13 protein-coding genes are annotated in these 15,868 nt (G+C 70.8%); 7 read left to right on the top strand and 6 right to left on the bottom strand.

Features of this window, described 5'->3' with window-relative positions:
• Positions 1–29: 29 nt before the first annotated feature.
• Positions 30–656 carry a CatB-related O-acetyltransferase gene (locus tag BLV39_RS02630; RefSeq protein ID WP_090786642.1) on the top strand — a complete coding sequence of 209 codons (627 nt, stop codon included), beginning with the start codon at positions 30–32 and terminating at the stop codon, positions 654–656.
• On the opposite strand, the gene BLV39_RS02625 is transcribed toward BLV39_RS02630, so the two are convergent.
• A complete protein-coding gene (locus BLV39_RS02625) occupies positions 653–2,281 on the bottom strand; it encodes a hypothetical protein (protein ID WP_090786640.1) in 1,629 nt (542 codons plus the stop codon). The genes BLV39_RS02630 and BLV39_RS02625 overlap by 4 nt on opposite strands.
• 190 nt (positions 2,282–2,471) lie before the next feature.
• Positions 2,472–3,335 carry an NAD(P)-dependent oxidoreductase gene (locus BLV39_RS02620; protein ID WP_239084062.1) on the bottom strand — a complete coding sequence of 288 codons (864 nt, stop codon included), beginning with the start codon at positions 3,333–3,335 and terminating at the stop codon, positions 2,472–2,474.
• Between the two features lie 88 nt (positions 3,336–3,423).
• On the opposite strand from BLV39_RS02620, the gene BLV39_RS02615 reads away from it, so the two are divergent.
• Entirely contained in the window at positions 3,424–3,780 is a 357-nt protein-coding gene (locus tag BLV39_RS02615) for a winged helix-turn-helix transcriptional regulator (protein WP_090786636.1), read from the top strand.
• A gap of 85 nt (positions 3,781–3,865) precedes the next feature.
• Positions 3,866–5,071, top strand: coding sequence for a CapA family protein (locus tag BLV39_RS02610; protein WP_090786634.1), 1,206 nt, complete (start codon positions 3,866–3,868; stop codon positions 5,069–5,071).
• 3 nt (positions 5,072–5,074) lie between these two features.
• On the opposite strand, the gene BLV39_RS02605 is transcribed toward BLV39_RS02610, so the two are convergent.
• Positions 5,075–5,458: a YciI family protein gene (locus tag BLV39_RS02605; protein ID WP_090791060.1), complete on the bottom strand. Its 384-nt coding sequence runs from the start codon at positions 5,456–5,458 to the stop codon at positions 5,075–5,077.
• A 48-nt stretch (positions 5,459–5,506) separates the two neighbouring features.
• Between BLV39_RS02605 and BLV39_RS02600 the strand changes: the two genes are divergently transcribed.
• The 3 genes from BLV39_RS02600 (at position 5,507) to ligD (ending at position 10,710) form a co-directional block, all read left to right on the top strand.
• Entirely contained in the window at positions 5,507–7,198 is a 1,692-nt protein-coding gene (locus tag BLV39_RS02600; protein ID WP_090786632.1) for an AMP-binding protein, read from the top strand.
• A 66-nt stretch (positions 7,199–7,264) separates the two neighbouring features.
• Positions 7,265–9,718, top strand: coding sequence for an MMPL family transporter (locus BLV39_RS02595; protein WP_090786631.1), 2,454 nt, complete (start codon positions 7,265–7,267; stop codon positions 9,716–9,718).
• The gene (ligD, locus tag BLV39_RS02590) at positions 9,715–10,710 is read left to right on the top strand and encodes a non-homologous end-joining DNA ligase (protein WP_204083004.1); all 996 of its coding nucleotides are present in this window, start codon (positions 9,715–9,717) and stop codon (positions 10,708–10,710) included. The genes BLV39_RS02595 and ligD overlap by 4 nt, the downstream gene beginning before the upstream one ends.
• A gap of 18 nt (positions 10,711–10,728) precedes the next feature.
• On the opposite strand, the gene BLV39_RS02585 is transcribed toward ligD, so the two are convergent.
• A complete protein-coding gene (locus tag BLV39_RS02585) occupies positions 10,729–11,544 on the bottom strand; it encodes an LLM class flavin-dependent oxidoreductase (RefSeq protein ID WP_090786629.1) in 816 nt (271 codons plus the stop codon).
• 90 nt (positions 11,545–11,634) lie between these two features.
• On the opposite strand from BLV39_RS02585, the gene BLV39_RS02580 reads away from it, so the two are divergent.
• Entirely contained in the window at positions 11,635–12,678 is a 1,044-nt protein-coding gene (locus BLV39_RS02580; protein ID WP_090791057.1) for a DNA polymerase III subunit beta family protein, read from the top strand.
• 23 nt (positions 12,679–12,701) lie between these two features.
• Here BLV39_RS02580 and araA read toward each other — a convergent pair whose 3' ends face one another.
• Together araA and araB are read right to left on the bottom strand one after the other, a co-directional pair.
• The gene (araA, locus tag BLV39_RS02575) at positions 12,702–14,198 is read right to left on the bottom strand and encodes an L-arabinose isomerase (protein WP_090786628.1); all 1,497 of its coding nucleotides are present in this window, start codon (positions 14,196–14,198) and stop codon (positions 12,702–12,704) included.
• Positions 14,199–14,222: 24 nt separating this feature from the next.
• Positions 14,223–15,866: a ribulokinase gene (araB, locus tag BLV39_RS02570; protein ID WP_090786627.1), complete on the bottom strand. Its 1,644-nt coding sequence runs from the start codon at positions 15,864–15,866 to the stop codon at positions 14,223–14,225.
• Between the last annotated feature and the right edge of the window lie 2 nt (positions 15,867–15,868).

Genomic DNA, 15,868 nt, shown 5'->3' with positions numbered 1-15,868 from the left:
ATGGTGGCAGTCGTAGAGGGGGCTTTCTGATGGATCCGAACGTGCTGCACCCCATGCCTGGCCAGCCGCGGGTGGTGCTGCTCAAACCGTTGGTCACGTCGCCGCTGATCTCGGTCGGTGAGTTCTCGTACTACGACGACCCCGACGATCCGACCGCGTTCGAGACGCGGAACGTGCTCTATCACTACGGTCCCGAGCGGCTGGTGATCGGGAAGTTCTGTGCGCTGGGCGAGGGCGTCCGCTTCATCATGAACGGCGCCAACCACCGCATGGACGGCCCGTCGACGTACCCCTTCCCGATCATGGGTGGCTCCTGGGCCGAGCACTTCGACCTGATCACCGGCCTGCCGGGCCGCGGCGACACCGTGGTGGGCAACGACGTCTGGTTCGGCTACCAGGCCATGGTGATGCCCGGCGTCCGCATCGGCAGCGGCGCGGTCATCGCCTCGGGTTCGGTGGTCGTCGACGACGTGCCCGACTACGGCATCGTCGGCGGCAACCCGGCCAAGCTGATCCGCCTGCGCTACAACGCGGACGAGATCGCGCGCCTGCTGGCGCTGGCGTGGTGGGACTGGCCGCTGGAGCACCTGACCGAGCACGTACGCACGATCATGTCCGGCACGGTCGACGCCCTGGAGGCCGCTGCCCCTCGCTAACGCTCGATTGGGTCCAGGAGGTAGACGACCGCCTCCGGGGTGTCGACGCGGGTCAGCGGCAGGCCGCTGGTCGTGCCCCACACCGTGGTCTCGTACGGCGTGCCGACGACCGCGTCCCGGACCACCACGACGCTGCGTACCCCCGTCGCCCTAAGCACTGCCACTGACGACGCGTCCGGGAAGTGGAGTGCGGCGGTGCGGGCGGCGGCCTGCCGTTGCGGGGTGAATGCGGCCGCGCCGTTGACCATGGTCGGGAAACGGTCGGTCGTCCACAGCATCGGGATGCCGTCGATCGTCGCGCCGGTGGGTAGGACCAGGAGCGGTGCCTGCGCGGTGGCCAGCACGGGTGGTGCCGCGGGCACAGGCGGGTGCGGTGTGGTGTTCAGCCCCTCGGCCACGGCGAGCAGCGGCAGCAGCGCCAGGGCGAGTCCGATGGGCCGCCACCTGACCCGTTGGGCGAGCGCGGTGACCGCACCGGCGGCCAGGACCGCGAGCAGCAGGGTCGTCCAGATGACCAGGCGGCCGGGGGTACGGATGCCGTCGAAGCCGGGCAGCACGTAGAGCAGCCCGTAGGTGAGCCGGCCGCCCCCGGGTCCTTGCGTGCCCATCCCGAACACGATGCTCGCGATCACCGCGGCGGCCAGCAGCAGCCGTTGGCGCACCGACCAGATCGACAGGACCAGCCCGAGGGCGGCGAGCGCGTACAGCGTGAAGCCCGGCAGCAGCGACACCTCGCCGCGATGGCCCAGGTCCGCGCGGGCGTCGGCGAACAGGTCGCCCCAGACGATCGAGGTGCTGGGCGAGGTGAAGAAGCCCCGCAGCGGCGGTGAGGTCCACGTCAGGTCCTGCCAGCTACGGCGCACGTACGGGAACTGCTCGGCGACCTGGAGGTAAGGGCGGGCCATGAACGCGGCCCCGGCGAGGAACACCGTCAGCCCGATGCCGTCGGCGAGCAACAACCGGCGGGTCAGCGGCGGTCGGTGCCGTAGCCAGGCGACGATCGCCACGACGCAGACCAGCCCCAACGCGTACCCGAACGGGACCCCGATGCCGAAGCCCAGTGAGAGTTGCCAGGCGGCGGCGCACCACCCGGCGACGGCCCAGCCGGGGCGCACCCGGTCGGGTCGATAGCCGTGCCGCAGTGACCAGCCGTGCCCTCGGGCGAGCATGGCCAGGGCCAACGCGATCCCGCCGGTCGACAGCACCTGGAGGTGCCCGGCCTGGGCGAGCCGCCACGGCGCGCACGCGAACGCGGCTCCGGCCAGGGCGCCCGCCACCCGCCCCGCGCCGAGCTGCCGGACCAGCGCGTACGCGCCGATGAACGCGAGTGCCACCGCCAGCACGAAGATGATGTTGTAGCGGACCAGGGCAGCGACCGGTCCGCTGCCGATCAGCCCCGCCGGCGCGTACCCCAGGAGCGTGTCCGTGAAGGCGAAGCTGTTCGCCTCCGGATAGAAGGCGTTGGCCTGCCACAGGCTCATCGGGTCGGTCCGCAGCGCGTGGCCCGACCAGGCCATCTGCCAGGCCTGCATGGTCGGGTCGCCGACGTCGGACGGGATCGTCCGGGTGGGATGCCGCAGGGTCGGCCAGGTCACCAGCGAGGCCAGCGCCAGGGCGCCGAGCACGGCCAGTGTCCACTCGTGCCAGAGCCGAGCCCACCATCGCGCTTTCGGTGCCGGCGGCGGGCTCGGCGCCGGCCGGACCTTTGTCGGTGCAATCCCCGTAACGACCACGGTGGAGAGGATGTCATTGACGCCCGTCCGCAAGCGATCGGCCGAAGGGTGCTTTTCGGGTCTGGACCACCGAAAGTGGCCGTCATCGTTTGAGTTTGATCACCTCATAGAGGGCCGTCCAGTTGCGAGAACCGAGACCGGCGGCGATCGCCCGGTCGTAGTGCGACCTGACCGCGTTGGGCAACTCGACGTCGACGCCGCTGGCCGCGCTGGTCCGAACGATGTGGTCGGCGGTGGCGCCCATCATGCGGGCCGTGCTGAGGTCGCCGGGGTGCTCTCCCGCCACGAGCGCGGCGGCCAGTTCCTGTCCGCTGCCGACGACGTCCGGGATCTCGGTGAGCGTCCGCATCGCGTCGGGCAGGAACTCGGCCGCCGGCACGCCGGCCGCGGTGACCAGGGCCGTGGCGTGCAGCAGGCTCGCGAGAGCGGTGAGAAAGACATCGAGGTGCGCCTGGTAGAACAACTGCGCCAGACCCGGGTCGGCACCGAGGTACCTCGTCTCGCCGATCAGCCGCAGCACCGGCTCGTGAGCACGGAACAGGTCCTGCGGGCCGCTGTAGAACGCGTACGCGCCGGGCTGGCCGACGGCGGGCGCCGGCACCATGATCCCGCCCGTCAGGAACCCCGCGCCGAGGTCGGCAGCCCAGGCCGCGGCCGTGCGCGACTCGTCGGGGGTGTCGGAACTGAGGTTGACGAGGGTCTTTCCGCTCAGCTCGTCGGCGACCGGGCCGAGGATGTCGTACATCGCGCGGTAGTCGGTGAGGCTGAGCAGGACCAGGTCGGCGGCCTTCACAGCGGCGCCGGGCGTCGGTGCGACGGTGGCGGCGAGGCTGTTGGCGCGGCCCGCCGTGCGGTTCCAGACGGTGACCGGGTGCCCGGCCCGGATCAGCGTGGCGGTGGTGGCGCGGCCCATCGGGCCAAGACCGATGACGGTAACGGGGACCATGCTGACCATGCTTCGCCGGTACTGTCGGGTCAACAAGTACTCACTATTTTGTTCAGTACTTACCTGTTGGTGAGCATGGGAGCGGGGCATGGCTTCGAGTGCGCGACGCGGCCCGTACATCTGCGGCATCGACGCCAGCATGGATGTCGTGTCCGGCAAGTGGAAGTCGTTGATCCTGTGGGAGCTCGCGAACCACGGCGTGCGCCGGTTCGGCGAGCTTCGGCGCGGCCTGCCCGGGGTCAGCGAGAAGATGCTCATCCAGCAGCTTCGGGAGATGGAGCAGGACGGGCTGATCGACCGCCGGGTGTACGCCGAGGTGCCCCCGAAGGTGGAGTACTCGCTCACCGACGACGGCCGTTCGCTCAACGCGGCCCTCGCGCCGCTGGGCGACTGGGGGACGGCCCGGGTCAAGCGGCTGGAATCCGCGTCGACGTCCGCCACGTAGGCGGTCGCCGCCGTCCTGGAGGTACTCGAAAACTGAGTCCCTGACGGGGCTGCGCGATGGCGGGGTCTTCCGACAGTCTGCTCGGATGCGATTTCGGAGCGGGGGCATCGCGGTCCTGTTGGTTCTCGGCCTTTCGTTCTGGGGCCGGCCGGCCACCGCGGTCGACACGACACCGAACTCCGCCGCGGCGCCCGGACTCTCCTTGGCATCCCCGCGTTTCGCGCCATGGCCTCCGGCGGCCCCGGCGGCTCCGGCCCCTTGGGTCCCCCGCACCTTGACGTTGCTGGCCAGCGGAGACGTGCTCCTCCACTCTGGACTGTGGCGGGACGCGGCGAACGCCGCTGGACATCGCGGTTACGACTTCGCGCCCTTGTTGAGCGACGTCGCCCCCGTCGTCAGGAACGCCGACCTCGCGATCTGCCACCTCGAGACGCCGGTCGGGCGGCCGGGCGGCCCCTTCTCCGGCTATCCGATCTTCACCGTGCCGCCGCAGATCGCGCCGGCACTGCGGACCACGGGCTACGACTCATGCTCCACCGCGTCCAACCACAGCCTCGACGGTGGAGCCGCGGGGGTGAAACGCACCCTCGACGCGCTCGACCGCGCGGGCATCGCACACACCGGAACGGCGCGCAGCGCGGCCGAGGCGGCGCGTCCCACCATCTACGACGTCGACGGCGTGCGGGTGGGCCACGTGTCGTACACGTTCAGCTTCAACGGGTTGTCCGAACCGAGGGACAAGCCCTGGATCGCGAACGAGCTAGGCGTCGCCGCGCTGCGCAGGGAAGCCCGCCGGGCCCGCGCGGCCGGCGCCGAGTTCGTCATCGCGTCGATCCATTGGGGCACCGAGTACGCGCATCAGCCGGACGCGTTGCAGCGCCGAGTGGCTCGCGAGGTGCTCAGCTCGCCCGATGTCGACCTGATCCTCGGCCACCACGCGCACGTCGTGCAGCCGTTCGAGCGCATCGGTTCGAAGTGGGTCGCGTACGGTCTCGGCAACCACGTCTCCAGCCAGGATTTCTCGGCCGACACCCAGGACGGGGTAATGGCCCGCTTCACGCTCACGGAGGTGGCGCCCGGGAAGTTTCAGATATCCCGTGCAGAGGCGCTGCCGACGTGGATGCTGCTCGGCGGTGGGCGACCCGCTCGGGTGCTCGACGCGGCGCGCTGTGCCGGGAGTGCGCGGAACTCCGCCGCGCTTCGTCGAACCTGCCTGGCATCGTGGCGGCGGACTGCCGGACACGTGTCCGGTCGAGGCGCCCGCGCCGCGGGCCTGGTCGTCGTCAGGTGAGGCTCACCGGTCGGTGATGTCGCCGGTCCAGACCGGGCGCAGTTCGACCAGGCCCAGGGCGGCCTCTGGGATCATCGAGGCCCACTGCGCGGCGCGCTCCTCCGACGGGCAGTCGACCAGATAGAAGCCCGCCAGGTGTTCCTTGGCTTCCGCGAACGGGCCGTCGCTGGGCAGGCCGAGGGCGGCCAGGGCCTCGGGTTGGGCTTTCAGGCGCCTGGTCGTCGACGGATCGGCCAGGCGTTCGCTCATCACCAGCTCGCCGGCCGCGGCGATCGCGTCACCCAGCGCCAGGTGCTCGGCCATGCCGGCGGCGCGCTGCTCCTCGGTGAAGCTCTCCCAGATCGCGCGCGACTGCGGGTTCCCGTACACCATGATCAGATATTTCATGCCCTTCAGTGTCGCGCGGCTCGTGGAGATCAGGAGCAAACTGGGGCGGTGAGCCGAGAAGCCTTCAAAGCGGCGCGGGACTATCTCCTCGATGTCGCCGACGACTACGAGCGGGCGTTCGCGGAGTTCCAGTGGCCGCGGCTCGACACCTTCAACTGGGCGTTGGACTGGTTCGACCCGATGGCCGAGGGCAACGACAACCCGGCTTTGTGGATCGTCGAGGAGGACGGCTCCGAGGCCAAACGATCTTTCAGCGAGCTGGCTGAACGGTCGAACCAGGTGGCCAACTGGTTGCGTGACTCCGCCGGTGTCGGCCGCGGTGACAAGGTCATCGTGATGCTCGGCAACCAGGTCGAGCTGTGGGAGACGATTCTCGCGTGCGCCAAGCTCGGCGCGGTGATCATCCCGGCCACGCCGCTGCTGGGGCCGGCCGACCTGCGCGACCGGCTGGACCGCGGCGGGGCGCGGCACGTGCTCACGACGAGCGCGTCGACCGGCAAGCTGGAGGGTGTCGCCGGCTCCTATACCCGTGTCGCGGTAGGCGGTGGAGCGCCGTCGGGCTGGCTCGACTACTCGGCGAGCTCCTCGTCTCCCTCCGATTTCGCTCCGGACGGGGTGACTCGGGCCTCGGATCCGCTGCTGCTCTACTTCACCTCCGGGACCACGGCGTTGCCGAAGCTGGTGGAGCACACGCATGCGTCGTACCCGGTGGGTCATCTGTCGACCATGTACTGGATCGGTCTGCGGCCCGGCGACGTGCACCTCAACATCTCCTCGCCGGGCTGGGCCAAGCACGCCTGGAGCAACGTCTTCGCGCCGTGGAACGCGCAGGCCTGCGTCTTCCTCTACAACTACAGCCGGTTCGACGCGGCCGCTTTGATGGCGCAGATGGACCGGTGCGGCGTCACGACGTTCTGTGCGCCGCCGACCGTCTGGCGCATGTTGGTGCAGGCCGACCTGCGCACGCTGGCCACGCCGCCACGGGAAGCGGTGGCCGCCGGTGAACCGCTCAACCCGGAGATCATCGAGCAGGTACGCCGAGCGTGGCGGCTGACCATCCGCGACGGCTTCGGGCAGACCGAGACGACGGTGCAGATCGCCAACACGCCCGGGCAGCCGGTGAAGCCCGGGTCGATGGGCCGGGCGCTTCCCGGGTACGCGGTCGCGCTCGTCGACCCGCTGACCGGCAAGCCCGGCGACGACGGTGAGATCTGCCTCGACCTCGCGGACCGGCCGCTCGGGCTGATGGTCGGTTACCACGGCGACCCGGAGCGCAACGCGGAGGCGATGGCGGGCGGTTACTACCACACCGGTGACGTCGGCTCCCGGGACGCGGACGGCTACATCACCTACGTCGGGCGGATGGACGACGTCTTCAAGGCGTCCGACTACCGCATCTCGCCGTTCGAGCTCGAGAGCGTCCTGATCGAACACCCGGCGGTCGCCGAGGCGGCGGTGGTGCCCTCGCCGGACGCGCTGCGGCTCGCCGTGCCGAAGGCGTTCGTGGTGCTGGCCGCGGGCTGGTCGCCGTCCGCGGAGACCGCGGCCGCCATCTTCGCGCACTGTCGCGAGCACCTGGCGCCGTTCAAGCGGGTGCGGCGTCTCGAGTTCGCGCCGCTGCCCAAGACGCTGTCCGGGAAGATCCGCCGGGTCGAGCTACGGACGGGCGACCACGACGCTTATGCGGCCGGCGGGCGCCCGGCAACGGAGTTCCGCGAGGAGGACATCCGCACGACTTGACCGTTTTATGCTGTATGCCCGGTCCCTGGACCGCCCGGCAGGCCTGGATAGCCGAAGGGGCTGTGCATGCACGCGTTCCTGGCCCGTCTCGGCCGCACCTGCGCCCGCCATCACTGGGTCGTCATCATCGCGTGGCTGGTGCTCGTGGTCGGGCTGGCGGTCGCGAACGGCCGGTGGGGCGGCGACTACGTCAACAACTACACGGTGCCGGGTAGCCAGTCCGACCAGGGCACCCAGGTGATCGCTGACGATTTTCCGGGCCAGAGCACGTTCGTGGGCCAACTCGTCTTCCAGGCGCCGGCCGGCACGACGGTGGCCGCCCAGCAGGCCGCGGTCGACCAGTCCTTCGCGAACACCGCGAAGTTGGAGCACGTGGTCAGCGCGGTCAGCCCGTTCGCCATGTCACCGCCGACGGTGTCGGCTGACGGCACGATCGCGTACGGCAACGTCGACTACGACATCTCGACCGACACGCTCGGATACTCGTACCTTCAGCAGCTCGACCAGGCGGTAGCGCCCGCCCGGGCGGCCGGCCTGACCGTCGACTACGGCGCCGCCTCGGGCCAGATCGACAAGAGCACCAACGACATCCCGTCCGAGATCGTCGGCATCGTGGTGGCCTTCGTGCTGCTGTTCCTGATCTTCTTCTCTTTCGTAGCCGCGCTGATCCCGTTGGTGGCCGCGGTGTTCTCGGTGCTGGGTGCGCTGTCCATCATCGGGTTGCTGGCCGCGTTGTGGAACTTCCCGACGACGGGCCCGACGCTGGCGACATTGCTGGGCCTGGGCGTCGCGATCGACTACGGACTGTTCCAGGTCGCCCGCCATCGCGAGGATCTGGGCACGAGCGACGACTACGTGCGCGCGGCGGCGAACGCCAACAGCCATTCCGGAATGGCGATCCTGGTCGCCGGCAGCACCGTGATCATCGCGATGCTGGGGCTCTTCATCGCCGGTCTGCCGTTCATCAGCGCACTCGGTGTCTCGGCGGCGCTCGGCGTGGCGATGACGATGCTGGCGGCGCTGACGTTGATTCCGGCGTTTCTCGGGTTGTCGGGGCGGACGGTCCGCGCGATGCACCGCCGCCGTAAGCCTGCGGCGGGGCCGGCGGGTGTGGCGGTCCCACCGACACCGCCACACCCGCGGCCGGGCAACGGACCCGACTGGGAGGCGGGACACGGCACCGGGCCGGGCGGCGAGGATGGGCCCGCGCGCGAGACAGGACCGGTGAACTGGCCCGCAGGCGAGTCAGGATCCATCGACTGGCGGGGTCGTGAGGGATCACTTGGTGGCGAGCCCAGACCGGGGGAAGGGCCGGGATCCGCTGCCGGGTCTGGCTTTCAACCGGGATCCGGGCCCGCGGGTGAAGAGCGGCCCGATCCGATCACTCACCCCGCGCACGAACATGGTGCCTTCGCGCGCTGGGGGCGCTACGTCAGCAAGCACCCATGGCCGTGGGCCGTCGCGGCCGTGGCAGTCCTTCTGGTCATCACCATTCCGCTGGTCTGGATCGACTTCGGCCAGCTCGATCCCGGCACCGACCCGACCAGCGACAGTGACCGCCGGGCGTACGACCTGATCGCCGAAGGTTTCGGTCCCGGCGCCAACGGGCCGTTGACCGTGGTGCTGACCTTCCCGGCCGGCAGCGACCCGACGACGCTGCTGACCAGCACCCAGCTCACCCTCGAACAGCAGCCCGGCGTGGCCTCGGTGACGCCGCCGCTGGTCAACCCGCAGGTCACCGCCGCGATCATCAACGTCATCCCGACCACCGGGCCGCGCGACTCAGCCACCAACGACCTGGTCCACCACCTGCGTGACGACGTGCTGCCGACCATTCCGGCGACGAGCTATCTGACCGGGCAGACCGCCAGCTATGACGACTTCACCGCGCGTACCGTCGAGCGCCTGCCGTGGCTGATCCTCGCCGTCGTGGTGCTCTCGCTGCTGTTGTTGACAACCGCCTTCCGCTCGCTGGTGATCGGCATCCAGGCCGCGCTGATGAACCTGCTCTCGGTCGGCGCCGCGTACGGCGTGATCGTCGCCGTCTTCCAGTGGGGCTGGGGCGCGTCGCTGATCGGCGTGGACATGTCGCTGTCCATACCCGCGTACGTCCCAATGATCATGTTCGCCGTCGTGTTCGGGCTCTCGATGGACTACGAGGTCTTCCTCATGTCCCGCGTGCACGAGGCCTACCTGCACACCCGCGACACCCGGCGCAGCGTGGCACTGGGCATCGGCGCCACCGCTCAGGTGATCACCACCGCCGCGCTGATCATGGTCGTGGTGTTCATCAGCTTCGTCGCCGACCCGGATCCGACGATCAAGATGCTGGCCGTCGGCATGGCGGTATCCGTCCTGCTGGACGCCAGCATCGTCCGGATGATCCTCGTCCCGGCGATCCTGGCACTGCTCGGCGACCGGGCCTGGTGGATCCCGCGCTGGCTCGACCGCATCCTGCCCCGGCTGGACATCGAGGGTGAACAGCCGCCCAAGCCGGAGCTCCAGGACGCGCACCGATGAGCCCCGCCGCCCGCCGGAAACCACCGGGCCTGGGCTGGCCGGCGGTGATCGAGCCGATGCTGGCGGTCCCGGGCGAGATACCGACCAAACCCGGCTGGGCGTACGAGTTCAAGTGGGACGGCGTCCGCACCGTCGCCTACACCGACGGCCGTGGCGGCATCCGGCTGATGTCGCGCAACGACCTCGACGTGACCGCGAGCTACCCGGAACTCGGCGTGGTCGCCGACCTGGTCGGCCGCCGCCGAGTCGTACTCGACGGCGAAATCGTCACCTTCGACAAGCGTGGCGTCTCCTCCTTCTCCTCGCTGCAACGCCGGATGCACGTGGTCAGCCCGAGCCCTCGGCTGGTCGCGGACACCCCGGTCGTATACGGCGTGTTCGACGTGCTGTTCCTCGACGAGCCGCTGATCGGCCGCCCATGGCACGAACGGCGGGCGGTGCTCGACGGGCTCGGCATCGACGAGCAGCCGGTGCTGGTAGCGCCCTACTTCGACAGCGACCCCGACGCCGTGATGGCGACGGCGCGCGAACGCGGCCTGGAGGGCGTGGTCTCCAAGCGGGTCGACGGCACGTACCACCCGGGGCGACGTTCGCCGGCGTGGCTCAAGACCCCCTTCATCCAGACCACCGAGGTAGTGATCGTCGGTTGGAAACCCGGCGCCGGCCGGCGCGCGGGGACGATTGGTTCACTCGCCCTGGGCGCCTACGACGAACAGGACCAACTCACCTACTGCGGCGGCGTCGGCACCGGTTTCACCGACGACATGCTGGCCGAACTGCTCGCGCTGCTCGGCCCGCTGGAAACCGACCGATCACCGCTGGCGCACCAGATCCCGACGCCGGACCGACGCGCGGTGCGCTGGGTGCGCCCGAAGGTGGTCGGCGAGGTGGTCTTCCGGTCGGTCACCCCGGACGGCCGGCTGCGCCACCCGGCCTGGCGCGGCCTGCGCCCGGACCGCCGCCCCCGCGAGGCCCGCCTACCGCGCCCCTGACGCCAACCGAGCCACCCGTCAAGATGCCTCCGGTGGGCCGGCGGCGATCCGTTCGCGGATCTGGGTCATTCGTGCCGGGGTGTGGTGCGGCATCTCCCAGCGCGACTCCAACCACCAGGTCGCCCCCGCGTCTGCCCAGGGCGTGACGATGTCAGCCGCCGCGACGCGATCATCGACCGGCGTCTCGCCCTCGGCGATCACGTCGTATCCCGCCGGGACGCCCTGCTCCGCGAGCCACCCGCGCAGCGCACGCACGCCGGCCGGACCCCCGTCGCCGTCGAACTCGGGGACCACCCCGTCGCAGCGCAGCACCCGCTGCATCGAGCGTGGTCGCGGCCAGCGCGCCACGACCCAGATCGGGATGCGCGACTGGACGGGCTGGACCGCCTCGGTCAGGTCGGAGCGGGCGCACTCGTAGTCGTAGTGCGCACCGTGGAAGCTGGTCGACCCGCCCCAGAGCGCTCGAATCAGGTCGATGCCCTCGTCGAGGCGTAGGGCCCGGCCGCGCCGGTCGACCACCTCCCCTGTGTCGGGCAGATCGGTCGCTATCGCGCCCAGGCCGACGGTCAGCACCGCCCGCCCGCCGGAGAGCTGGTCGAGGGTCGCGACCTGGCTGGCGACCTTCCACGGGCGGCGCCACGGCAGCGGCGTCAGCATGGTGCCCAGGCGGACCCGGGCGGTCGCCACAGCCATCGCGGCCAGCAGTGACCAGGCATCGACGCCGTAGGCCGCCTCCCACACGAACACCGCGTCCCAGCCGGCCTGCTCGGCCATAACAGCCTGCTCGACCTGCTCACCGGCCGGCCCGCCGGGCAGAATCACCCCGTACCTCATGGGGAAATGAATAGCAGGGACCTCCGACAGAAAGCGGAGCTTGACCCTCGACCTGGTCGAGGCACCACGGTCAGGGATGTGGAGAGCGACATGCGGAGCATCGGCGAGACGGCCCGGGCCAGTGGGCTGAGCGTGAGCGCGCTGCGGTTCTACGACCGCGAAGGCGTGCTCGTGCCGGCGCTGGTGGACCCGGAGAACGGCTACCGCTGGTACACCGACCGGCAGATCCGTCAAGCCCGCCTGGTTGCCGGCCTGCGCCGGGTCGGAATGCCGGTCGCCGAGATCGCCGCCGTCTTGAGCACAGACGCGGCGGCCGGGCACCAGATGCTAGAGAGGCACCTGCACCGGCTCGAGGCCGGCTTGTGCGATGCCCGCCGTGAGCTCTCCCGCGTCCATGCCCTTCTCGATACGCAGGAGTACCCCATGACCACCGTGACCCTGAGCCGCGCCGCCCTGATCGCCGCGCTCGGCGATGTCCGCTTCGCCGCCGGCCTCGATCCCGAGCTGCCGATGCTCTCCGGCGTCCTGGTCGAGGTCGAGGCCGACGCCGTGATCTTCGTGGCCACCGATCGCTACCGGATGGCGATCCACCGGGAGCCCGCCGCGGTCGACGGGGCGCCGAAGAGGGTGATCGCGCCGCTCGACTGGGTCGACCGGCTCCGCGCGCACGAGAAGGAAGAGCCGATCACCCTGCACCTGGACACAGAGACGATCGAGGCGTCCGGCGCCGGTTGGGCGATCAAGGACAAGCCGCTGGCGTACGACTACACCGACTGGCGCCGGGCGATCGAAGCGCGCGCCGCCGGCGGCAGCCCGCGCCTCGCACCGGTCGACGCCAATGCGCTGCGCGCGACGCTCACGGCGAACGACACCCCGCGGGTGGTGCGCCACGACCACGAGCTCGTCGTGCTGGCCATCGGGAGCAGCGGTGGGGTCAACGTGGTCGGCGAGCAGGAGTGGGAGGCCGGCGCCGACGAGCACGTCGCCGTCAATCGCGAGTTCCTGCTCGACGCCCTGAACGCGAGCGGCGACGGCCAGCTCGTGCTCGAGCTCGACGGCCCGATCCGCCCGCTCGCGATTCGCCGCCCGACCGACGACCGCGCCTACTCGCTTCTCATGCCAGTGAAGCTCTGACCCATACGCGGCTGGACGGCGGCTTACAAACCGCGAGCGAGCCGGTGGTACGCCGCCGTCCAGCGCAGCTCCTGCACGAACCGCCGCACGGTGGTCTGGCCGTCGATCAGGGCGAGCTCGGTGCCGGTCATCTCGGCCAGGTCGTGCAACTCCGCCGTCCCGATCGCCTGGGACAGCGCCGTGTGGTGCGGCCCGCCCGCGGTCAGCCAGGCCTCGGCCGACGTAAGCAGGTCGGGGCGCGGGATCCAGATCGCCCGCGCCACCGGGAGCTTGGGCAGCGGGTGGTCCGCCGGCACCACGTCGACCTCGTTGGCGACCAGCCGGAACCGCTCACCGAGGTCCGCGAGCCCGACCACGACCGCCGGGCCGGGTGCGGCGTCGAAGACCAGCCGCACCGGGTCTTCGCGGCCGCCGATCGACAGCGGGTGGATCTCGGCGCGTGGGGTCTCACCGGCGATCGACGGGCAGACCTCCAGCATGTGCGCGCCCAGTGTGCGTTCGTGGCCGGGAGTCAGGTCGTACGTGTAGTCCTCCATGAACGACGTGCCGCCGGACTGGCCGGCCGACATCGCCTTGAGGGTGCGCACCAGCACCGCGGTCTTCCAGTCGCCCTCGCCGCCGAAGCCATAGCCGTCAGCCATGAGGCGCTGCACCGCGAGGCCCGGCAACTGGCGCAGCGCCCCCAGGTCCTCGAAGTTCGTGGTGAAGGCCCGGAAGCCGCCGGCATCCAGGAACGAGCGCAGTCCGAGCTCGATCCGCCCGGCATAGCGAAGCGACTCGTGCCGCGCGCCGCCGGCCCGCAGCGCGGGGTCGAGGCGGTAGAGCGAGTCGTATTCGGTGACCAGCTTGTCCACATCGGAGTCGGAGGCGGCCGCGACGGCGTCGGCCAGGTCGGTCACCCCGTACGTGTTGACCGAGACCCCGAAGCGCACCTGGGCCTCGACCTTGTCGCCCTCGGTGACCGCGACGTTCCGCATGTTGTCGCCGAACCGGGCCAACCGCAGCGAGCGCAGCTCCGCCCGGCCGAGCGCGGCCCGCGCCCACGTGCCGATCCGAGCGGTCACCCGGGGGTCGCTGACGTGTCCGGCCACCGTCTTGCGGGCCACGCCGAGCCGGGTCTGCACGTACCCGAACTCGCGGTCGCCGTGTGCCGCCTGGTTGAGGTTCATGAAGTCCATGTCGATGTCGGCCCACGGCAAGGCCACATTGGACTGGGTGTGCAGGTGCAGCAGCGGCACGTCGAGCGCGTCGAGCCCGGCGATCCACATCTTGGCCGGCGAGAACGTGTGCATCCACGCGATCACACCGACGACGCCCTCGGTGTTGGCCGCGGCCCGGCAGCAACTCAGGATGGCTTCGGCCGAGGTGAGCACCGGCTGCCACTCCACCGCGGTCGGCACGTCGGCGGACGCGTCCAGCACGGCGGCGATCCGTTGCGACTGCTCAGCCACTTGGCGCAGCGTGTCCGCGCCGTAGAGCTCCTGGCTGCCGGTCAGAAACCACAAACGCGGTGTGCTCATCCGAGTCTCCCCTATCGGGTGCGGTCAGGCGGCGGCGCGGCGGGCGTGCAGGCGGTGCAGCACTCTGGAGCCACCCCGGCCGAAGTGGTCGTGCAGCTCGCGGTAGTCGGCGTAGATCGGGTCGTACGCGTCGGCGCGCTTCTGTTCGGGGCGGTAGATCTCGGGTCCCCGGCTGCCCATCACCGCGGCGGCGGCCCGGACGTCGGGATAATGCCCGGCGGCCACGGCCGCGTGGATCGCCGAACCGAGCGCCGGTCCCTGCGCGGAGCCGATCACCGAGATCGGGCGGCGCAGGACGTCGGCGTACACCTGCATGAGGAAGGCGTTCTTGATCAGGCCGCCCGCGGCGACCACCTCGGTGACCGGCACGCCCGCGGTCTCGAAGGTCTCGACGATCATCCGGGTGCCAAAGGCGGTCGCCTCGACCAACGCCCGGTACTGCTCCTCGGGACGGGTGGCCAGGGTCTGCCCCAGGATCACTCCGGACAGCGCGTGGTCGACCAGCACCGAACGGTTGCCGCTGTGCCAGTCGAGCGCGACCAGCCCGTGCGCACCGACCGGTTGGGCGGCGGCCAGCGCGCTCAGATGGTCGTGCAGGTCAACCCCGGCCGCGGTAGCGGCGTCCACGTAGGACGGCGGAACGCAGTTCGCGGCGAACCACCCGAAGATGTCGCCGACGCCGCTCTGCCCGGCTTCGTACCCCCAGAGCCCTTCGACGATGCCGTCCTCGACCACGCCGCACATCCCTGGCACGGAAGCAAGCCGGTCGCTGGACAGCACATGGCACGTCGAGGTGCCCATGATGGCGACGAGTTGGCCGGGCTCGACAGCCCGGGCGGCCGGCGCTGTGACGTGCGCGTCGACGTTGCCGACCGCGACCGCGATCCCCTCGGGCAGGCCGGTCAGCGCCGCCGCCCGCGCGGTGAGCGAGCCGGCGCGACCGCCCAATGCGGACAGTGGGTGGCGCAGCTTGTCGACGAATCCGGCGAAGCGCGGGTCGAGCAGGGTCAGGTATTCCGGCGACGGGTAGGCGCCGTCCTGGTGGATGCCCTTGTAGCCGGCCGTGCAGACGTTGCGGGTCTCGACGCCGCACAGCTCCCAGATGATCCAGTCGGCCGCCTCGATCCAGCGCGCGGCCCGGTCGTAGATCTCCGGATCCTCGTCGAGCACCTGCAGGCCCTTGGCGAACTGCCACTCGGCCGAGATCCGGCCGCCGTAGCGGCGCAGCCACGGCTCGCCACGGGCGGCGGCGAGCGCGTTGATCCGGTCGGCCTGGCCCTGCGCGGCGTGGTGCTTCCAGAGCTTCGGGTACGCGTGCGGCCGGTCTTCCAGTCCGTCGACCTCACACAGCGGCGTGCCGTCGGCCAGCGTCGGCAGCACGGTGCAGGCGGTGAAGTCGGTGCCGATGCCGACCACGTCCGCGGGCTCGACGCCGGCCACCGCGAGCGCCTTGCGGATCGCCTCGCGCAGCACGTCACGCCAGTCCTGCGGCACCTGTAGCGCCCAGGACGGCGGCAGCCGGCGGCCACCGGGCAGGGCCCGCTCGACCGCGCCGTGCGCGTATTCATGGACCGCGGACCCGACCTCCGTACCGTCGGCCACCCGCACCACCACGGCCCGGCCGGAGAGCGTCCCGAAGTCGACGCCGACCACGTAAGGCACGGCCACCC

It is taken from the genome of Asanoa ishikariensis (genome assembly GCF_900107455.1).
Taxonomy (GTDB): domain Bacteria; phylum Actinomycetota; class Actinomycetes; order Mycobacteriales; family Micromonosporaceae; genus Asanoa; species Asanoa ishikariensis.
Note: the sequence above shows the minus strand (reverse complement) of the source record. Positions and strands in the feature narration are given on the sequence as shown.

Excerpts from the sequence above, each read along its gene's own strand:
- BLV39_RS02605 (WP_090791060.1), bottom strand. The coding sequence starts at position 5,458 with ATGAAATATCTGATCATGGTGTACGGGAACCCGCAGTCGCGCGCGATC.
- ligD (WP_204083004.1), top strand. The coding sequence starts at position 9,715 with ATGAGCCCCGCCGCCCGCCGGAAACCACCGGGCCTGGGCTGGCCGGCG.
- BLV39_RS02620 (WP_239084062.1), bottom strand. The coding sequence starts at position 3,335 with ATGGTCCCCGTTACCGTCATCGGTCTTGGCCCGATGGGCCGCGCCACC.
- araA (WP_090786628.1), bottom strand. The coding sequence starts at position 14,198 with ATGAGCACACCGCGTTTGTGGTTTCTGACCGGCAGCCAGGAGCTCTAC.
- BLV39_RS02585 (WP_090786629.1), bottom strand. The coding sequence starts at position 11,544 with ATGAGGTACGGGGTGATTCTGCCCGGCGGGCCGGCCGGTGAGCAGGTC.
- BLV39_RS02630 (WP_090786642.1), top strand. The coding sequence starts at position 30 with ATGGATCCGAACGTGCTGCACCCCATGCCTGGCCAGCCGCGGGTGGTG.
- BLV39_RS02610 (WP_090786634.1), top strand. The coding sequence starts at position 3,866 with ATGCGATTTCGGAGCGGGGGCATCGCGGTCCTGTTGGTTCTCGGCCTT.
- BLV39_RS02580 (WP_090791057.1), top strand. The coding sequence starts at position 11,635 with ATGCGGAGCATCGGCGAGACGGCCCGGGCCAGTGGGCTGAGCGTGAGC.
- BLV39_RS02595 (WP_090786631.1), top strand. The coding sequence starts at position 7,265 with ATGCACGCGTTCCTGGCCCGTCTCGGCCGCACCTGCGCCCGCCATCAC.
- BLV39_RS02615 (WP_090786636.1), top strand. The coding sequence starts at position 3,424 with ATGGCTTCGAGTGCGCGACGCGGCCCGTACATCTGCGGCATCGACGCC.